18 protein-coding genes are annotated in these 18,702 nt (G+C 44.9%); 7 read left to right on the top strand and 11 right to left on the bottom strand.

Going from position 1 to position 18,702, the window contains the following annotated elements; genetic code table 11:
* Nucleotides 1-41 precede the first annotated feature (41 nt).
* The 4 genes from AC58QD_RS04600 (at nucleotide 42) to AC58QD_RS04585 (ending at nucleotide 4,079) form a co-directional block, all read left to right on the top strand.
* A complete protein-coding gene (locus AC58QD_RS04600; RefSeq protein WP_497331395.1) occupies nucleotides 42-1,178 on the top strand; it encodes a sensor histidine kinase in 1,137 nt (378 codons plus the stop codon).
* Entirely contained in the window at nucleotides 1,175-1,774 is a 600-nt protein-coding gene (locus AC58QD_RS04595) for a response regulator (protein ID WP_497330499.1), read from the top strand. The genes AC58QD_RS04600 and AC58QD_RS04595 overlap by 4 nt, the downstream gene beginning before the upstream one ends.
* A 145-nt stretch (nucleotides 1,775-1,919) precedes the next feature.
* Nucleotides 1,920-2,243 carry a WGxxGxxG family protein gene (locus AC58QD_RS04590; protein WP_497330497.1) on the top strand — a complete coding sequence of 108 codons (324 nt, stop codon included), beginning with the start codon at nucleotides 1,920-1,922 and terminating at the stop codon, nucleotides 2,241-2,243.
* Nucleotides 2,244-2,405: 162 nt separating this feature from the next.
* A complete protein-coding gene (locus tag AC58QD_RS04585; RefSeq protein ID WP_497330495.1) occupies nucleotides 2,406-4,079 on the top strand; it encodes a ribonuclease J in 1,674 nt (557 codons plus the stop codon).
* A 60-nt stretch (nucleotides 4,080-4,139) separates the two neighbouring features.
* Here the strand turns inward: AC58QD_RS04585 and AC58QD_RS04580 are convergent, their stop codons facing one another.
* The 6 genes from AC58QD_RS04580 to AC58QD_RS04555 all read right to left on the bottom strand — a co-directional run bounded on the left by AC58QD_RS04580 (nucleotide 4,140) and on the right by AC58QD_RS04555 (nucleotide 9,851).
* Nucleotides 4,140-5,009, bottom strand: coding sequence for an SDR family oxidoreductase (locus AC58QD_RS04580; protein ID WP_497330493.1), 870 nt, complete (start codon nucleotides 5,007-5,009; stop codon nucleotides 4,140-4,142).
* Between the two features lie 51 nt (nucleotides 5,010-5,060).
* Nucleotides 5,061-5,462: a DUF2188 domain-containing protein gene (locus AC58QD_RS04575; protein WP_497330491.1), complete on the bottom strand. Its 402-nt coding sequence runs from the start codon at nucleotides 5,460-5,462 to the stop codon at nucleotides 5,061-5,063.
* A 94-nt stretch (nucleotides 5,463-5,556) separates the two neighbouring features.
* Entirely contained in the window at nucleotides 5,557-5,718 is a 162-nt protein-coding gene (locus AC58QD_RS04570; protein WP_497330489.1) for a hypothetical protein, read from the bottom strand.
* A gap of 140 nt (nucleotides 5,719-5,858) precedes the next feature.
* On the bottom strand, nucleotides 5,859-7,001 hold the full coding sequence (locus AC58QD_RS04565; RefSeq protein WP_497330487.1) for a DUF2264 domain-containing protein: 1,143 nt from the start codon (nucleotides 6,999-7,001) through the stop codon (nucleotides 5,859-5,861).
* A 236-nt stretch (nucleotides 7,002-7,237) separates the two neighbouring features.
* Nucleotides 7,238-8,824 carry a sensor domain-containing diguanylate cyclase gene (locus tag AC58QD_RS04560; RefSeq protein WP_497330485.1) on the bottom strand — a complete coding sequence of 529 codons (1,587 nt, stop codon included), beginning with the start codon at nucleotides 8,822-8,824 and terminating at the stop codon, nucleotides 7,238-7,240.
* A 115-nt stretch (nucleotides 8,825-8,939) separates the two neighbouring features.
* The gene (locus tag AC58QD_RS04555) at nucleotides 8,940-9,851 is read right to left on the bottom strand and encodes a helix-turn-helix domain-containing protein (protein ID WP_497330483.1); all 912 of its coding nucleotides are present in this window, start codon (nucleotides 9,849-9,851) and stop codon (nucleotides 8,940-8,942) included.
* A gap of 155 nt (nucleotides 9,852-10,006) precedes the next feature.
* On the opposite strand from AC58QD_RS04555, the gene AC58QD_RS04550 reads away from it, so the two are divergent.
* The gene (locus AC58QD_RS04550; protein WP_497330481.1) at nucleotides 10,007-12,946 is read left to right on the top strand and encodes a family 78 glycoside hydrolase catalytic domain; all 2,940 of its coding nucleotides are present in this window, start codon (nucleotides 10,007-10,009) and stop codon (nucleotides 12,944-12,946) included.
* A 56-nt stretch (nucleotides 12,947-13,002) separates the two neighbouring features.
* On the opposite strand, the gene AC58QD_RS04545 is transcribed toward AC58QD_RS04550, so the two are convergent.
* The gene (locus tag AC58QD_RS04545) at nucleotides 13,003-13,458 is read right to left on the bottom strand and encodes a YdeI/OmpD-associated family protein (RefSeq protein ID WP_497330479.1); all 456 of its coding nucleotides are present in this window, start codon (nucleotides 13,456-13,458) and stop codon (nucleotides 13,003-13,005) included.
* A gap of 264 nt (nucleotides 13,459-13,722) precedes the next feature.
* Here AC58QD_RS04545 and AC58QD_RS04540 point away from each other — a divergent pair, with 264 nt between their 5' ends.
* Nucleotides 13,723-14,235, top strand: a complete 513-nt coding sequence (locus tag AC58QD_RS04540) for a C40 family peptidase (protein ID WP_497331393.1) — start codon at nucleotides 13,723-13,725, stop codon at nucleotides 14,233-14,235.
* 70 nt (nucleotides 14,236-14,305) lie between these two features.
* On the opposite strand, the gene AC58QD_RS04535 is transcribed toward AC58QD_RS04540, so the two are convergent.
* From AC58QD_RS04535 to AC58QD_RS04525, 3 genes are read right to left on the bottom strand one after another with little or no spacing between them, the layout of a single operon-like run.
* Nucleotides 14,306-15,688 carry a sensor histidine kinase gene (locus tag AC58QD_RS04535; protein ID WP_497330477.1) on the bottom strand — a complete coding sequence of 461 codons (1,383 nt, stop codon included), beginning with the start codon at nucleotides 15,686-15,688 and terminating at the stop codon, nucleotides 14,306-14,308.
* Complete coding sequence (locus AC58QD_RS04530; RefSeq protein ID WP_497330475.1) at nucleotides 15,675-16,361, bottom strand: response regulator transcription factor; 687 nt, start codon at nucleotides 16,359-16,361, stop codon at nucleotides 15,675-15,677. Before AC58QD_RS04530 ends, AC58QD_RS04535 begins: the two co-directional genes overlap by 14 nt.
* Nucleotides 16,362-16,412: 51 nt before the next feature.
* On the bottom strand, nucleotides 16,413-17,054 hold the full coding sequence (locus tag AC58QD_RS04525) for a phosphatase PAP2 family protein (protein WP_497330473.1): 642 nt from the start codon (nucleotides 17,052-17,054) through the stop codon (nucleotides 16,413-16,415).
* 188 nt (nucleotides 17,055-17,242) lie between these two features.
* On the opposite strand from AC58QD_RS04525, the gene AC58QD_RS04520 reads away from it, so the two are divergent.
* Complete coding sequence (locus tag AC58QD_RS04520; RefSeq protein WP_497330472.1) at nucleotides 17,243-18,109, top strand: class I SAM-dependent methyltransferase; 867 nt, start codon at nucleotides 17,243-17,245, stop codon at nucleotides 18,107-18,109.
* 103 nt (nucleotides 18,110-18,212) lie between these two features.
* On the opposite strand, the gene AC58QD_RS04515 is transcribed toward AC58QD_RS04520, so the two are convergent.
* Nucleotides 18,213-18,632, bottom strand: coding sequence for a MarR family winged helix-turn-helix transcriptional regulator (locus AC58QD_RS04515; RefSeq protein WP_497330470.1), 420 nt, complete (start codon nucleotides 18,630-18,632; stop codon nucleotides 18,213-18,215).
* Nucleotides 18,633-18,702: the final 70 nt, after the last annotated feature.

Here is an 18,702-nt window from a genome sequence, read left to right as displayed (position 1 = left end):
AATAGAATACAAAGCAAAGACATAGCAAGGAGGGAACAGCCATCCAAAAATGGTATCAGACATTTCATAAGAATACGGGACTCAGCCCGTATGTATGGGTCGTCTTCTGTATCCTTCCTTTTTATTTTATATTCCGGTCCTCATCGATGCAGCAAGTCGTGATAGGCATATCGATGATTCTTGTTTTCTTCATCTGTTATGTGTTGTCCTTCATCTCCAGAGGCTGGCAGGTGTATTTCTGGACTAGCATGCAGATCGGGATTTCATTAGCAATGACGGTCGTTTTCGGCTACGTATATTTTTCGCTGTTTCTCGCTTTTTTTATAGGTAATATCCGAAGTCGGCCAGGTTTCTACACGCTGTATACCATCCAATTAGTCAGCTCTATTGCAACGATCAATTATGGCTTCGTCACCAAAAACGCCTTATTGGTCACGCAATTCCCATTCGTGCTAATTAGCTTAATCGCGGTGATTCTGCTCCCGCTTAATACTTTTAATCGCAATAGACGCGAGGAACTACAGGGACAGCTTGAGGATGCGAACAAGCGAATTTCTGACTTGGTCAAGCTCGAGGAACGTCAGCGGATTGCTCGCGATTTGCATGATACCCTCGGACAGAAGCTCTCTCTCATCGGGCTAAAGACGGATTTGGCAAGAAAGCTAATGAAGTTACAGCCGGATAAGGCGCTTGTAGAGCTCGATGAATTACGTCAAACGGCTAGAACTGCGTTAAAAGAGGTCCGGGAGATGGTGACCCACATGCGGGGAATGCGGCTCGAGGATGAGATGTTCCGAATTCAACAAATCTTGAAGGCTGCGCAAATTGAATTTATTCTAGAAGGCGATCCTAAGCTGACTGATATTTCCTTACTGAACGATAACGTGTTAGGGATGTGCCTGAAGGAAGCAGTAACGAATGTCGTAAAACATAGCGGTGCTTCCATATGCTCCGTTAACATAGAATCCAACCGTGCCGATGTGGTCATAACCGTGACTGATAACGGTGTAGGAATGAATAAGGCTACCGGATATGTAAGAGGAAATGGATTGCGAGGCATGAAAGAAAGGCTCGAGTTCGTTAATGGAAGCATGGAAATTAGTTCGGAGAACGGTTTCACCATCGTCATGAAGGTGCCGAATGCTGTCAAACAGCCCTTGGAGGAGGCCAAAATATGATACGTATCGTCATTGCCGAGGATCAACGGATGTTGCTTGGCGCTCTTGCCTCCCTGCTTAATCTGGAACCGGATATGGAGATCGTAGGAAAAGCGGCAAACGGCGAGGAAGCCATTGAGCTTGTTCATCGTCTCAAGCCTGATATTTGCTTGATGGATATCGAAATGCCGGTAAAAAGCGGTCTCGAAGCAGCAGAGGAGCTAAAAAAACTCGATTGTAAAGTCATCATTCTTACAACATTCGCAAGAACCGGTTATTTCGAGAGAGCACTCAAAGGCGGTGTGCGCGGGTATTTGTTAAAAGACAGTCCAATCGAAGAGCTTGCTGATTCTATTCGAAGTGTTATGATGGGACGGCGAATCTTTGCCTCCGAGCTTGTGGATGATGCTTATGGTGAAGAGAATCCATTGACCGAAAGAGAACAGGAAGTTCTCGGTTTGATCGCCGATGGTAAAAACACGAAGGAAATAGCCGGTGAGCTATATATTACAACTGGAACCGTTAGAAATTACATTTCGGTCATCTTGGATAAATTGAATGTGAGCAACAGGATTGAAGCTATCGTGCGATTCAAGGAAAAAGGTTGGTTTAAATAAGGGATCTGGAGAAGCACCAAACCTAAGCAGCATTAAGGTTTGGTGTTTTTTTTTGTGATTTTTCTTTCAGGATGAATAATTCCCTTAAAGTAAGGGGAAAACAATGTTGTCTAAATCTACTAGTCGAAAGCGAGGGTGTATTGGAATGAAAAAAATGATTTCGATTTACTTCATATTAGCCTGTGTCTCCATGTTGTTCTGCTTCACTGCAGTTGCTGAAGTTACAAGTACTACAGGAGCTAATCACAGTGCAACTATGGATCATTCTGTTCCGCAAGATGGTGCTCTATTGACCGATGGCAATCGCGATATGGGTACTCAAGGATATGGAACGGGTTCGAACCCGACCCATCTCAGAACCTACGCAACAACAGGTAACAGGCCTTTTAACTGGGGCTGGATTGGTCTCTTTGGATTGATCGGGCTAACGGGTTTAAGAGGAAAGAATCGTGACCGTGAACGCACATAGCTAGCAGCCACAAATATGTACACGGGACGGGAATGGTTTATTTGAAAGCGCCCTCCCCCTCTCTCATAAAACGTCTGCTTACTTAGCGGGCGTTTTGTTGTTTATTATTCACCTTATCTCTTCTTCTCACGGTACTCAATTATCAACAAGGAGGGTTTTAGAATGAGCGCATCGGCAAGTGCACTAGCAATTCTCGCTCTGGGCGGGGTAAATGAAATCGGCAAAAATATGTATGTGATTCAATATAAGGATGATATCATTGTCGTGGATTGCGGTTCTAAATTTCCTGATGAGAATTTACTTGGAATCGATCTGATTATCCCCGACATATCCTACTTATTGGAGAACGCGAGTAAGGTTAGAGCAATGATTGTCACACACGGACATGAAGATCACATCGGGGGCATTCCCTATATCCTGAAGCAGTTGAATATACCGGTGTATGGAACACGTCTAACACTTGGTTTAATCGAGAATAAGTTACAGGAACACGGACTGCTTAGGCAGACTGAATTGAACCAAATCAACTCAGACACCCGAATTACGCTAGGTGCCATTTCGCTTAGCTTTTTCAGTACGAATCACAGTATCCCCGATTGCCTCGGCATAGCCTTTCACACGCCTGAGGGAACGGTAGTACATACTGGCGATTTCAAATTCGACCTTACCCCAGTGAATGAGCAATATCCGGATATACATAAAATGGCTGACATAGGTAAAAACGGGATCCTGGCCTTGTTATCAGAAAGCACGAATGCGGAACGACCTGGTTTTACCCCATCTGAGCGTCTAGTGGGTGAGCATATTGAAGAAGCTTTTATCAAAGCCCGGCAGAAAATATTCATCTCAACATTCGCTTCTAATGTTCATCGACTCCAGCAAGTGATAGACGCTGCTGGGAAGACTAATCGCAAAATCGCCCTACTAGGCCGCAGTATGGTCAATGTGGTAACTATTGCATTGGACTTAGGGTACCTGAACATCCCTGAAGGCATGCTGATCGATGCAAGTGAAGTGAACCGATATACACCAGAAACGGTTGTTATTCTATGTACAGGGAGTCAAGGAGAACCGATGGCGGCACTATCCCGTCTCGCTAGCTCTAACCATAGGCAAGTAGAAGTGCTGCCTGGAGACACGGTTATTATTGCAGCAACGCCTATCCCAGGCAATGAACGAAATGTGGCCCGCATCGTGGATAATCTTTTTCAATTGAAAGCCAAAGTTATATATGGCTCCGGCACGCTTACCGGCATGCACGTTTCCGGTCATGCCAGCCAGGATGAGCTGAAGTTAATGCTAACCTTAATGAAGCCCAAATACTTCATCCCGATTCACGGTGAATATCGAATGCTCCATATGCATGCGTTATTAGCAGAATCGGTAGGAGTCGACAAAGATAACATTTTTATAATTAATAACGGTGATGTTGTTGAAATTGAGAATCAAGTTGCCCTTCAATCTCGGAGAGTGTCAACAGGGAATATTCTTGTAGATGGATTAGGCATCGGCGATGTTGGCAATATCGTTCTGCGAGATCGCAAGCATTTGTCTGAGGACGGGATTCTCATTGTCGTAATCACACTCAGTAAGACGGAAAGCAAGGTATTGTCAGGACCTGACATCATATCCCGAGGCTTTGTCTATGTTCGAGAGTCAGAGGATCTCATGGTTGAGTTAAATCGAATCACGTTAGCTACGGTCAATACATTGCTGGAATCCAATGCTAGTCCCTGGGGGACTTACAAACAAACGATCAAAGAAGCAATCGGTAAATATGTATACACTCAGACCAAAAGACGGCCGATGATTCTTCCTATCATAATCCAAATATAGCCGCACACATAAAAACCTTTTTCGCCCCTGACGAGAAAGGTTTTTATATGTGTAATATAGTTAACCGTTGACGATCTCTCCGCCATTCACATGAAGAACTTGCCCTGACATATAGGAAGAATCATCCGAAGCCAGAAATACGTAAGACGGTGCCAATTCTTCCGGCTGGCCTGCTCGCTTCATTGGTGTATCTGAACCGAAAGTTGCAACCTTTTGTTCATCAAATGTTGAAGGGATAAGCGGTGTCCATATAGGGCCTGGAGCAACAGCGTTAACGCGAATCCCTTTATCCGCAAGATTCATGGCCAATGAACGCGTAAAGGCTACAATGGCACCTTTCGTTGAAGAGTAGTCCAGTAATTGCGGGCTTCCCTTATAGGCTGTTATAGAAGCCGTGTTAATTATTGCACTGCCAGAATGCAGATGAGGCATCGCCGCTTTGGTTAAGTAAAAAAAGGAGAAGATATTGGTGCGGAACGTTTTCTCCAATTGCTCCTGCGTTATGGCTGTAATGTCTTGTTGGGGATGTTGCTCGGCTGCATTATTCACTACAATGTCCAATTTGCCAAACGTATCGACCGTCTGCTTGATGACGTTCTGGCAAAAGGGTTCTTGACCAATATCCCCTGCGATTAATAAGCACTTGCTGCCTTCCGCTTCAACTAACCGCTTGGTCGCTTGGGCATCCTCATTTTCGTTCAAATACGCGATAACAACATCAGCGCCTTCTTTGGCATAAAAAATGGCAACCGATTTGCCTATCCCGCTATCCCCGCCCGTTATTATGGCTACTTTGCCTGTCAGCTTGCCTGATCCTTTATAGGTCTTATCATCCGATTTAGGTCTCGGTGTCATTTCAGTTTCTACACCGGGCATATGAGTCTGATGCTGCGGAGGAAAGGTTTGCGTCTGTGTGTTGTTAGAACTCATCTTGAGATCATCTCCTTTGGTCCGATAGCTTACGTTTTATTATCGAAGGTTTTACCTGTAATTATACGAATGCTCGACCGTTCCATCCTTGCGATGGATGATGGCGCTTATATTGCTGTTGGAAGCTAGCTCTTGCGCTTTCTCTACTGCCTCTGCTTTCGTGTCTGAATGATAAAGAGGCTGATCCTTCCCTTCTTCTTTCACTTCCCACTGCTCGTCCCTGGGGACGACGTGAATATTGGCTCGAAGTTGATTACGGTTAGAATCATGATCATCGGTATGATCCGGATGGTTGCTGCTCCATTCTTTGGCTTGAGCCGTTGCAATAGCAATAGCGCGGCCTTCTTCATATCCATCTTCTAACAAGGCGTTGGCGATCTCTATTGCTTTATTGCGGGTTCTCACTTCCATATTTTTCATAGATGGCGGATAGTCCCCTTTGTTCCATGGCATTATGGTCCCCTCCTTAAGTAAGCCTATTTATTTTTAAGCCATAGAGATATATTTGAAACAAAAGTCACATGGATAATATGCATTTATCGAGAAATTACTCATCTGTTATGGGCACGATGATCTTGTCATTTTTTTGTTCCTCCATAGACTGAATGGTCGTTATGATTGTAATCGCCGCATTCCATTTCCCTTGATTTATGCACTCGTGTAATATTTCAATCAGATCGGATTTGGTCTGAATGTAATAATTATTCATTAATTTATCCCCCCATTCCAAATTTACCCGTACATTAATCTCTATAGACCGTTGGATCACCTTATGTGTAAAATAACAAGAACCTCTGGAGATATTACGCCAGAGGTTCTTAATGTTGAATTCTGTTATTAGCAATTCGATTAGTACAATGCTTTGTCGATCGGGAACGGTTGCCCGCTCCATGCTTTCTTGGCCGTCCAATCCGCATCGCCCTCCCAGAAGCGATCTTCGGCAGGTAAGCCGAGCGGCAAGAATACAGCAGTACATAAATACAAGCTCCCCGTCGATATATAGGTTTCCCCGATCTCCGGTTGATGACCGCAGAAACCGATAGTTAACCAACCGTTCTCATCGAAGGTTCCTGGTGCAGCCATAACGCGTCGAATCACCGCCGTCAAAGCATTACGAACTTGTGCCGGATCTATAGCCGCATCCAGTTGATGCTGCAATGCCATCTGGCTCAACAGCTGGAATGCCCCGAAGCGATAAGCTAATGAACGACCGACAGCCGGGAATGTTCCTTCCGGGGAAATCAGACGCTCTTGTTGCGCAGCATGTCGCTGGGCGCGCTTTACAATCTTTTCTTTCATCTTAGCCCACTCGGGGTCTTCATGGCCCAATGTTTCCAGAATATCTACCAACATGGGCTGAATGACGAAGCTATTGTAGTAATCTGCATGATAATCAGGTCCGTCTCCATAGATGCCATCGCCTTTATACCACTGTTCATGCTGCTTAAGTGCAAAGTCCACGCGCATCCGATCCCAATCCGTACCAGCACGGTACAACATCGTTTCAATCATTGCCGCGAATAACAGCCAGTTGCTGAAGTGGGGCTTGCGTGTTCGAGTGGCCTTCAAGGCATGAATCACTTGATTCTGAACATTATGTTCAAGCTTGTCCCACAATTGCTGAGGTGCCCGAATGATAGCATGAGCGAGGAATGCCGCATCTACGATTGGCTGCATCCCTTCCGAGAAATTCATAAAGTCCGGTGACGAAGGGTCGGTTCCTGCATCGATCGCTTGACGCGCCAATTCAGCATATCGTTCTCGCTTCATGCCTTCCTCCCCGTCCCGTTCACCGGATTCCAACCATGGTGCCATGCCGGTAAGCAATCTTCCAAGTGCCTCTAGGTGAGTGTACATATGTCGGTCCTCGAGCTTACGTTCAATGGGCATGGATTGCTTAAGCGTACGATTGGATAGATGGTGAAGCACAGGCTCTGCAATTGTGCTCATGGTCTCGATCCAGTAAGTGCGATCTTCTAAACCTTGGGGCATGTCAATTCCTCCCAGTAAGTTAGTCTTCATTAGAAAATGTTCAAGACACAACAGAAAGTCTTCTTGTACAATAAATTTTAGACGTAAACCAAGAAAGGAAGTGTTCGTGCACAATGGAAATAAAAATAAGAAACATGCGAATCAGGGCTTTCGGCAAGTCAAAGAAAGAGTGATCCTCGGGAAATATCCAACTGCATTTTATGAGATAGATCTGGAATAGTCAAGTTGCACTCCAACTATTCTGCAATAATCGTTCTGTTCCTCCCGCTACCCTTGGCTTTGTACAAAGCTTGATCAGCAAGAGTGAATAAGGTCTCGATAGTATCCGTCTGGGACGGATAATGAGCAATACCTAATGAAATGGTAACAGGCTTGCCGATTCCTGCGTCACTATTCTCGACTGCGATCCTTATTCGTTCAGCCACGACATAGGCTTCTTCCGCGGAATGGCGGGCCAGCAATACTACGAATTCTTCCCCGCCGTATCGGCAGCATTCATCACTAGAACGGATCGTTAAAGAGATAACCTCAGCCAGATGCTTTAATACCTCATCTCCAACTAGATGACCGTAGGTATCATTTATCGTTTTGAATTTGTCTATATCAATCATCACCAGAGAGTAGGGGATTTGGTTTACTGTCCAATTGTTCATTAATTTCTCAAGCGTTCGACGATTATGAAGACCGGTTAAAGGGTCTGTCATGGCATCTCGAGTTAATTGATCGGTTTGTTTATTAATATACGTCAGAGCAAGGCTAATGGTCTTTGCCAACAAATCAGCTTCCCTGTTCCAGTGATGCTTGACTTCAGGAGGATTGACTCGCCCCCGCCCCATCATACTCACAAGGTTAGCAAGAGATACGAATGGACTGGCCAATCTGCGCGCAAACCATATAACCGCCAGTAATAGCAATATAAACGCAGGCAATGTGTAAAGTAATATAGTTCTGATTTGAAGATTTAACTGTTCCTGCACCGCACTTAAAGGAGAAACCACGGCAATCCCCCAGCCATTCTCTGGAACGCTAGAGTATCCTGCCAGAAGAGGCACCCCTTGTAAATTGATTACCGGTCCATATCCGCTTTTACCTTGTACGAGCTTCTGGACCACTGTATTGGCGTTCACATCTTCACCTAACCGACTTTTGTCGGGATGGAACAATAAATAACCATCTGATCCCACTACATACATATAGGAACCGGTCTCTTCTGAGTTATTGCTCCCAAAAATCATATTCAGAATATTATCCTGCTGCAAATAAATGGTTCCTCCAAGAAACCCGCGATAGGTCCCGCTCCCATCGAATAGAGGTTCGCTCATAAACACGATTAGTCTTCCGTTTGCTGAATAGTATGCTCTAGATAAATAGGATTTCCTGAGAGCAAGAGCTTCCTTGGCAGCCTCTGTTGTTATTGTTCTTTCTATACTGCCGGCAGATTGAGGCGATACACTGCGGACGATCCCATTCTCATCAACAGCAACAAGGGAGTTGAAATAGTTGCTATTGTTCCGGGCTAATTCCAAATGCTGCAGCATATCTTCACTCGAAAAATGTCTGCTGTTCGATAAAGTTGCCACTGTGTATTTCAGGCTGCTCCGCATGGATTTGAATAAAGAATCCATAGTCTGACTCATCTTCGTAGCAGAGGAATAGTTCAAAGTAAGCGTAGTGTCGTGAAGGGCTTGCTTATTAGACTGATAGGATGCAATTATAAGAATCGTTAATGTGAGAATAACAGTAAGGGAAACCAGTCCAGTAAGAAGAGTAGCAAGACTAAACTTATTCCTTTGATTGGATTTCATCTCTCGCAGTACCGTCATGTGAAACCCCCTTTTACCCGAGCAAAAACTGCAATAAAAATGTATTCGACGAAATTCGACAAAACCCTCTTCATCTGTGTATACTCCAAATTCTGGTACCTGCTATGATCATCATCTAATCGTTATTTCTCCTGAATTGATTTGGAGTCACGCCGGTTTTTTTCTTGAATAGCCGGTTAAAAAATTTGATGTCCTGGTATCCGACCTGTTGCGCAATTGTAGCTATCTTATGTTCTGTCGTCAGCAGCAGATCACAGCTCGCTTCGATTCTACACTTATGTACATAACTAATATAGGACATGCCGATCCGCTCCGTAAATCGTCTTCGAAATTGCCGTTCACTAAGTCCCGCACTCTCAGATAAGACTGGCAAATACAACTTGCAGTCCATCTGCTTGCGAATCTGTTCTGCACAAGCATCAATAGCTTCATCCGTATGTCGTTTCCGAACTCGCACCTGTTCGATGCCATGCTCAGAATCAATATGTTGAGAGCAGTGAGCGTTCTGCATCCGACTCATAATTACAAGAACACGTACGATCTCTGCTTGAATGAGCGCGATGTAATGCTCCTCTTTCCTCAAGAACTCTTCGTACATGGAATTGAACGCTCGATATAGAACACCTTCCCGATCTCGTACATGCAGCCAATTCTGTTCAGGAACCGAAGACATGAGCAGTTGACGAATACCATCACCTATCAGATACTCCTTGCTAAGTCCAGCAGCCCACGAGGGACTGAACAAACAATTGTACACAATTAATGGATCACGTCCTGACATAGGTGTCGTAGGGCGGAATACATGGGATACTCCTAATGGCAAAAAAAATACATCTCCACGATGAACAGGAATCGTCTTCCCCTCGATATATTGGTACCCGCTCCCTTCGACTACATAGTTCATCTCAATGAACTCATGCTTGTGTTGACCCAGAATAAAAGATTCTGATACCCGATTCACAAACACAGGTGACTCTTGAGTCAAATACATGCTGCTGCTCGTTGTGGTGATCCGATTATTCTTCATCCTCTATTGCTCCTTCGTATTACTGACGCGACCGATTTGACCCCAATAATTGTCCGAAACGACAGGCATGTTCGTATTCTCCTCACCTTATAATAAAGCTAGTATTTTGTAAAGTTGGTACAAACGAGGGTGACATTGGGAGGTTGAAAAGTTCGATGGCTAATTCAAGCAAGACAGTAATATCAGAGGATACCGAATGGCAAGCAAAATGGATCTGGGGAGATGGTCCTGAGAGCCCAAGGAATGAATGGCGCTGCTTCCGTAAATCATTTGTTGCGCCCGAACATGGCTCGGAATCGGCAACCATTCGTCTGACGGCTGATTCTCGTTATGTTTTGTACGTGAATGGCAATCAAGTTGGACGCGGTCCTGTACGCTCATGGCCATTCGAATTGGCCTATGACGAATACGAGATTGCTCATCTTCTTATTCCCGGGGCATGTAATGTGATAGCGGTGTTAGTTATGCATTATGGAGTCCCGACATTCCAATACCTGCGCGGTCGCGGCGGGTTACTTGCACAAATCAGTCTGAACGAAGAAGATACCCCGTTAATAACGGACGAATCTTGGCTAACTTCTATTCATAAAGGACACGACGTTCATTCCTCGCGTATATCCTGCCAGCTTCCATTCACCGAAATCAATGATGCAAGAGCATGGGATGCTGGTTGGACCCAATCTCAATTCAAAGATAGCGATTGGGACCAAGCTGCTGTAATAGGTCCTGCGGGTATGGAGCCCTGGGTGAAGCTGGTTGAGAGAGATATTCCTTATTTGACAGAGGAAACTTTATATCCTGTACGTGTAGAAAGCTTAAGCGCAGTAAAGCCAGTTCCTTGGGCTGCCGTTATCGACTTGCGCAATCATTTCGTTCCAGAGAGCGAGAATCATGCTAACAATGTATTTTTTTCCGGTTATTTGGCAACAGTCATACATGTTAAGAAGCATGCCACATGTACAATCGGAATGGTAGATGATGGGCGTATTCCCAATACAATTAGTGTTAATGGCATTTGGTACGACTATAGTGCATACACGGGTGAAATCCCGGAACGATTCCTTACATGCGAGCTGCAGCAAGGGGATAATTTCATCCTAATGAATGTCAGCGGATACAGTCATGGTCATGGCTTCCATATCGGATTGGATTGTACAGAGCCATTCGAAGTGCTTAATCCGCTTGAGCACCTTGGTAATAAGGCTCTTGATACAGTCACGAATTCTGCCTCTTCCCCATTCGTCACGATTGGACCATTTGATACAGTCGAATTAATCGATCATCAGGAAGAGAGATCACCTCGAACCGACCATCCTGACTTCGAACGGACTAAGCAATTGTCTAGAGCCGACGACTTATTACAGGTAGAGCATTGGGTTAGACCTCTCAACCAACCGTTCATTAATCTTCAGGATGTGTTTGGAGTCTGTGTATGGAAAACAGAAAGCCATATGAAACCTGTTCCCCATTCTATCCAGAACGCAGTTATAGCTGGTCCTAATGCAGCAACGATTCCTGTATATGGGAATTTGGACACGGAGCTAGTCATTGATTTCGGTCGGGAATTGTCCGGTTACATCAGCTTTGAGATTGATGCCCCCACTGGTGCAATTATCGATTGGTACGGATTCGAGTACATGAGGGACGGATGGAGGCAGAATACGTATCAGGTTGACAATACGTTGCGATATATATGCAAGGAAGGCAGGCAAATTTATACATCTTTTGTACGGAGAGGGCTTCGATATTTAACGGTCACCATTCGCGGGGCATCAAGACCTGTCAAGATTTATGAAGTGTCTATGGCACAGAGTAACTATCCAGTAGCTGAAGTCGGAAGATTCCATTGCTCCGATCCGTTATTGAATGACATATGGGAGATTAGCCGCAATACGACTGTGATGTGCATGGAGGATACTTTCGTAGATTGTCCAACCTTCGAACAGGCTTATTGGGTCGGAGATGCTCGTAATGAAGCGTTAGTCAATTACTACTTATTCGGGTCCAAAGAAATTGTGGAACGCTGCTTGAAGCTTGTGCCGGGCTCCTCCTTCCAAACGCCGCTGTTCGCGGATCAAGTTCCCAGCGGTTGGAATAGCGTGATCCCCAACTGGACCTTTTTCTGGGTGAAAGCTTGTTATGAGTATTATTTATTCACCGGTGATGCAGATTTTGCTTCATCCGTATGGCCGCATGTGAAGCATACCCTTGATCATTTCTTATTAAAGGTGAACGACCGGGGATTATTCTACATGAAGGGTTGGAATCTGCTGGATTGGGCACCTTTCGAGCAACCGCGAGATGGAATCGTTACTCCGCAAAATATGATTATGGTCCAAGCGCTAAGAGATGCCGCCGCGCTTGCCGCCATTACTGGAAATCATACGGAATGCACAGAATACATGGTCAGTGCCGATAAACTCCGAGAAGCAATTGATCAGTATTTGTGGGACGAAAGCCGGCAAGCCTACGTGGACTGTGTATATCCAGACGGGCGATTGTCCACAACTACTAGCATGCAGACTCAAGTAACAGCAATCTTGTGCGGTATTCCTCAGGGCGCCAAGGCACATTTGCTTGAGCGTTACACGATGGATCCGCCCGAATCGTTCGTACAAATTGGCAGTCCTTTTATGTCCTTCTTCTACTACGAGACACTAGTCAAGCTGGGCAGATATGATGTGCTTATAGAGGACATGCGTAAGCAATATGGAGTTATGATCGAGAATGATGCAACCACTTGCTGGGAAATGTATCCGAGCAGCGGTTACAACAAGAATCCAAAGATGCTCACTCGCAGCCATTGTCATGCTTGGTCCGCTGGACCAGCTTACTTTCTCGGGGCTTATGTATTGGGCGTGCGCGGCTTGACACCAGGATGGACGAAAGTAACTATCGCTCCTCAGCCTGTTGGACTTACCTGGGCGCGCGGTTCTGTTCCGCTCCCTGGAGAGGGCCGCATCGACGTCTCTTGGCGTGTAGATGAGGCAAACCGAAGTATGATTCTTCGTGTAGAAGCTCCTAGAGGCGTAGAAATAGAAACTCAAGCACCTGAAGGATATGACTTAGGTTATGAGTTGATTGAGATCGGTTAAAATGCTGCTAGTATTGAGACTTGCTCTTGCATCGTTGTTCATGCAAAAGCAAGTCTTTAATCGGTTTTGAGCGTATCGAGCGTTTCTTGTATTCTTCTAGCTCTTGTTTCTGCTTTCTTGGCATTGAGAATAGAATCTACGATCTTGCGTTGTTTACTATAAGATAATTTCTGAAAAGCTTCATTCAGACCCCTAGTATGAATCCCCTCTTGCAGATCTGCTGGAATATCCACAACTCTTGCTTCGTTGTCGACAAATAACGACACGCAAACAATATCCCCTGGAGCTTTGCCTATTAGTTTTCTTATTTGTTGTGTGACACCCAGACAATGTTGGGCTAACCCCATATTTACTAAAGATCCTCGATACTCTGCTTTTTCATCGAATACAACCTTCACTTTTACTTGTCCCTTGGTTCCGAATTCCTTCTCTACATTGTAAGGAAACGTTATGTAGGCTGCATCCATCTGCTCATCTTTAAGAAGTTTTGCTTCGAATGTATAGGTTTTCATCGGCTATACTCCTCACCTGTATTTCCTTTCGTTTGAACACTTCACATTCTCTCATTCTGAGCTTTATATCACTTTTTGTAAGGGTTGTCAATCAAATTCAGGTTACAAATTCTCATTGTATTTTAATAATACGCTTTCATTCCTTGAGTCTCTAGACCTAGTTGCATGGGTGGTAAATGGTGGTGAAAATAGTTCTGTTATACTACTTTCAGGTGGCCGCCTATGGAATTATTCCTTACAACTAGAATCTATCTGGAGGTATTTATGCATACATCGTTTAAGCGTTGGATGAAACCTGTAGTGAGCACAGCACTTGTCCTTACAATTGCCTTATCAGGTAACCTGGCGTTCGCTTCGCAATCAGCACAAGCTGCAACTGTAGAAGTAGATGCTTCTAGCAGAGCAGACCGCATTGTCTCAATGGGATTGAAATTTTGGGGGACTCCTTATAGATTCGGCGCAAAAAGCGGAATAACTAGCGCCTTCGATTGCTCTTCTTTCATGCAATATTTATTTAAAAAGCAAGGTATCTCTTTACCAAGAACCTCGAAGAACCAAGCACAAGTCGGTCACTTCGTATCCAAGAGCAATTTGAAAAAAGGTGACCTTGTCTTCTTCTCTACAGGTGGTTCAGGAGGTAAAATAGCTCATGTCGGCGTGTATATGGGGAATGGTAAATTCCTTCACACTTACAAAAAAGGAATTGGCGTTACAACTTCAAAGCTAAACTCCTCTTATTGGAAATCGCATTACATTACAGCTAGACGCGTACTATAATAATATGGATCTTCCACATGAAACCTTGAGGCCTATTCAATTTGAACAGGCCTCTTGTTCACTTTTCTGGTCAAGCTCGCATCTCCATAAACAGAACCGTAATCGTCGTACCTACTCCCCATTCGCTCTCAATTTCGATTCGCCCATTATGAAGCTGTACGATTCGTTTGGCGATGGCCAAGCCAAGACCGACGCCGCCCGACTGGCGTGTTCTTGCTTTATCTACACGATAGAACCGATCGAAAATATGAGGAATTTCTTGGGACTCAATCCCGATGCCTCGGTCTGCGATCTGGATACTTACGAATCCTTCCTTGTTTCGGATCGATACCGATATTGGCTTAGAGCTATACTTAATCGCATTGTCTAACAGGATAATAAGAAGCTGCCGCAACTTCTCAGAATCGCCAGACACATAATAACTCCGGGCATCACTTTGCACCGAGACCTCGCGATCAAAAGAACGCTCCATTGACGAAGCCACATTCTGGATCAAGACTACGATATTTAACGCATGCATATGGACCGTTTCTTGGAGATCGGGATTAACCAACTGCATAAGTGACTGGACAAGTCCCTTTAGACGCTTAGACTCGGCAATAATGGCATCCAATGCTTCCTGTCGCAGTCCTGGATCGTTGCTAGCCCAGCGGTTCAACATATTCGCATAACTTTCAATGATTGTTAAAGGGGTTCGCAGTTCATGGGAAGCATCTGCAATAAACTGTTGTTGCCGCTGAAAATGATCTTCCAGCTTGTCGATCATCCCGTTAAACGTAATACTTAGCTTCCCCAATTCATCCTCACGTGACGTGTAATCCAGGTTCAGCTTACGGAAAGTGCCGCTCTCTTGAATGATTTGCATCGTTGCGAGTAAATGGGAGATCGGTTTGAATATAAACCTGGAGTAGAATAAGGCTCCGATAATTGACAAGGCTACGGCTCCAAGTGAGGTAATAGTCAAAGCCGATAGAAGGACGTCCATATACTCATTCCACAACCGCATCGTGCGACCAATTTCCAGCATCCCTACTTGTTCATTTCCCGCCAGCATGGGCACCTGGACATATAGATATCGCTTCTTGTCTATATGAACAATCTTCGTATGGTAGGAAGTGCGCCATTCTACTGGTTTCTCCGTTAATTTGCGATCGGTATACACTTGTATCTGAATAGCTCCCAATCGACCAATAATTCGGATCATCTCATTCGTTACGAGGAATTCCTCAAGCAGAGAAGGATCACTCCAAAAAACGGGATCCAGCAAATCCTTCCTTTCGAGGATGGCATTAGCTTTATTCAGCATGAGCTCCTTTTCACTTTTGGTAGTAATGTTAACAACGAAGAAATAAATGAACACATTGAACAAAACCAGGATCAGCACAAGCCAAACCGACGAGAGCACCATAAGACGAACCTTTAAGCTCATAGTCTGCCGCTCAGTCTGGCTCACGGACGAAATAACCTACGCCCCGGCTAGTATGTATCAACTTGGTTTTGAACCCCTTATCCACCTTTTGCCGCAAGTATCGAATATAAACATCGACCAGGTTCGTATCGCCTGCAAATTCGTATCCCCATACCTCGGACAAAATTTGCTCACGAGTCATGACGATTCCCACATTTCTAAGCAGGTATAACAACAAATCGTACTCCGTCGGGGTTAACTCAATAAGCTGTTGGTCTCTTGTTACACGTCTCGATTTGCAGTCCAGGCTAAGCCCGTCGAGCTCGTAGCTTTCCTCGCACTGAGACTTTACTTGACTCACACGCAGTAGACGCCGCATTCGAGCTAACAATTCTTCGATGGCAAAAGGTTTGGTAACATAATCATTAGCCCCAAGATCAAGTCCAATCACTTTATCCTTAATATCATCTCTTGCAGTCAAAAGAATAACAGGCACTGTGCAATTCTGTTCTCTTATGTTACGCAATACTTCTAGACCATCCTGCTTAGGAAGCATTATGTCCAGAAGAATAATGTCCCATGTTTCCGCGAGAGCAAGCTCTAGACCTGCTTGACCGTCCGCTGCTCGAACAGTTTCATATTGTTCGTGCTGGAGCTCCAGCTCCAACACCCTGGCAATTCTATCTTCATCTTCAATCAATAAGACACGTCCGCGCATGAGGCCTCCAAAAATTTAGAGATACCTCTAGTATGCGCGGATTATGCGATTTTACTTATTGCTTCTCAAGATCCGATGCCACAGCATAACGGCTATGCACAATAATACACCGCCTGCAGCATAACCAGCTATTATGTCTGTCATATAATGCACACCCATATAAACACGGCTGAAGCCAGCCATAATAATAACTGCAAACGTAACAACGAGGATTAAGGTAGACATGCCTTTCTTTTGATTAGCCAATCGAGCAAGCAGCAACCCGGCAAACCCATAGAATGCGGCAGCCATCAATGCATTACCGCTAGGAAAGCTGCTGCCGGTCGCTTCCACCAAATGCTCAATCTCAGGACGCGGGCGATCAAATAATAATTTAGATCCTTTGTACAAGACAAAAGCAACAGACAATTGAGCAACCAACATGATTACGTCTATCCATCTGCGTGCAAAGGCCAGCCCCCCGCCAACAATCAGAAGTATAGCAGCGAAAACAGTTGTAGAGCCTAACTGTGTTACTCCAAGCATCCATTCCGTCCTCATATCGGTACGAATCGATTGCATCCAGTCTTGCACGTTCTGATCGATCCCTATTGGACCTGGACCGGAGCTTCCAAGCTGAACCACTAACCCAATAAAAATAAATAACAAAATAGCAAAAATAAACCATACTCTCAGTCTTCTTCTCTGATCCATTACGATCCCCCTATTATTTGCGATGCATTAGCCCGTCGCCCACTTGAATCACAGATTATCGTACCATATTTTCACTCAAGCGAGCAGTCATTTTCGATGTCTATGCAGGTCTATACTTGTGATTACTGGATATTGGTTACCGGGATGTTGTAGAATAGAAAAGATAATAATTGAAGGAAGGTTCGTCCATGTTTGTAGCAAACGATTGGAAACAATATGAGCTTCTTGATACAGGGAGCGGGGAGAAGCTTGAGCGCTGGGGAGATGTCGTATTACGCCGACCGGATCCTCTCATCATTTGGCCGTTGGCCAAGGAAACTTCCATATGGCAGCAAGCAGATGCGCATTATCACAGAAGCAGCTCAGGCGGCGGACAATGGGATATGAAACGTCAATTGCCGGACCGATGGGTCGTATCCTACGATAAATTGTCCTTTTACATTAAGCCAACCAGTTTCAAGCATACCGGATTATTTCCGGAGCAGGCCGCGAACTGGAGCTGGATGATGGACAAAATCCGCAAAGCGAACAGACCCATTAAGGTGTTGAATTTGTTCGCTTATACAGGCGGAGCTTCGGTAGCCTGTGCTTCCGCTGGAGCTGAAGTATGCCATGTTGACGCATCAAAGGGTGTTGTGCAATGGGCCAAAGAGAATTTGCAGCTGTCTGGTCTCGGGGACAAGCCTGTTCGGTTTATAACAGATGATGTATTCAAGTTTGTGCAGCGGGAAGAACGCAGAGGCAACAAATATGATGCTATTATTATGGACCCGCCTTCGTACGGAAGAGGCCCTAACGGAGAAACATGGAAGCTGGAGGATGATTTGTTCCCTTTCGTACAGTTCTGTACGAAGATCTTGTCTGATAATCCGTTGTTCCTCTTAATTAACTCTTATACAACGGGCCTATCCCCTACTGTTCTTCATAATCTGTTAAGTATGTCGTTAGGCAACAAATTCGGCGGGCAAATTACTTGCGGAGAGATCGGGCTTCCGATCACCGCCTCCAAGATGATTATGCCAGCTGGGATATTAGGACGTTGGGAAGCCAACTAAATAAGATCATTATGACAAATACCTAGCCGAGATTGGAATATCTCGCTAGGTATTTTTGTATGCATCACTATTGACCGTTAATCGGGAAGGGTAAATGGAATCCTTAATTAGCCACCTTACCCAACAAAAAAACAAGCATCTGCTGGTTGTGTGAGGAGATTCGATCCAACTGTGCGTCAATAAAGGAATTACGGACCAACAGACCTCGCTCATGCTCAGACAATCCGCGCTCTGTAGGAATAATCCATACAATACGTCTGTCTTTCTCATCCCTCTGACGAACGATCAACTCATTCTTCTCCATCCGATCGAGGAGTGTTGTTATCGCCGCAGGAGTCGTGTGCAGATGCTCCAGCAGATCAGATGGCTTCATACGGCCTGTGCCCTGCCTCTCAGCCTCCTGCAGCACCTCCAGCACATGCAGCTGACCTTCAGTAAGCCCTGGAGCAAGCTCCGTCTCCATATGCAGCTTCAAATCCTTACTGATCTTACTCCATAATCTTGCAAATTCAGATGAATGCATCCTAATTCCCTCCCGTTCAAATTCGTTCTTATATATCCATTATACCAACACTGCTTGTCGGATAAAAGGT

The organism is Paenibacillus sp. J2R1T-4, from assembly GCF_059692235.1.
The sequence above is the reverse complement of the archived record's forward strand: the minus strand, read 5'-3'. Positions and strand labels throughout refer to the sequence as shown.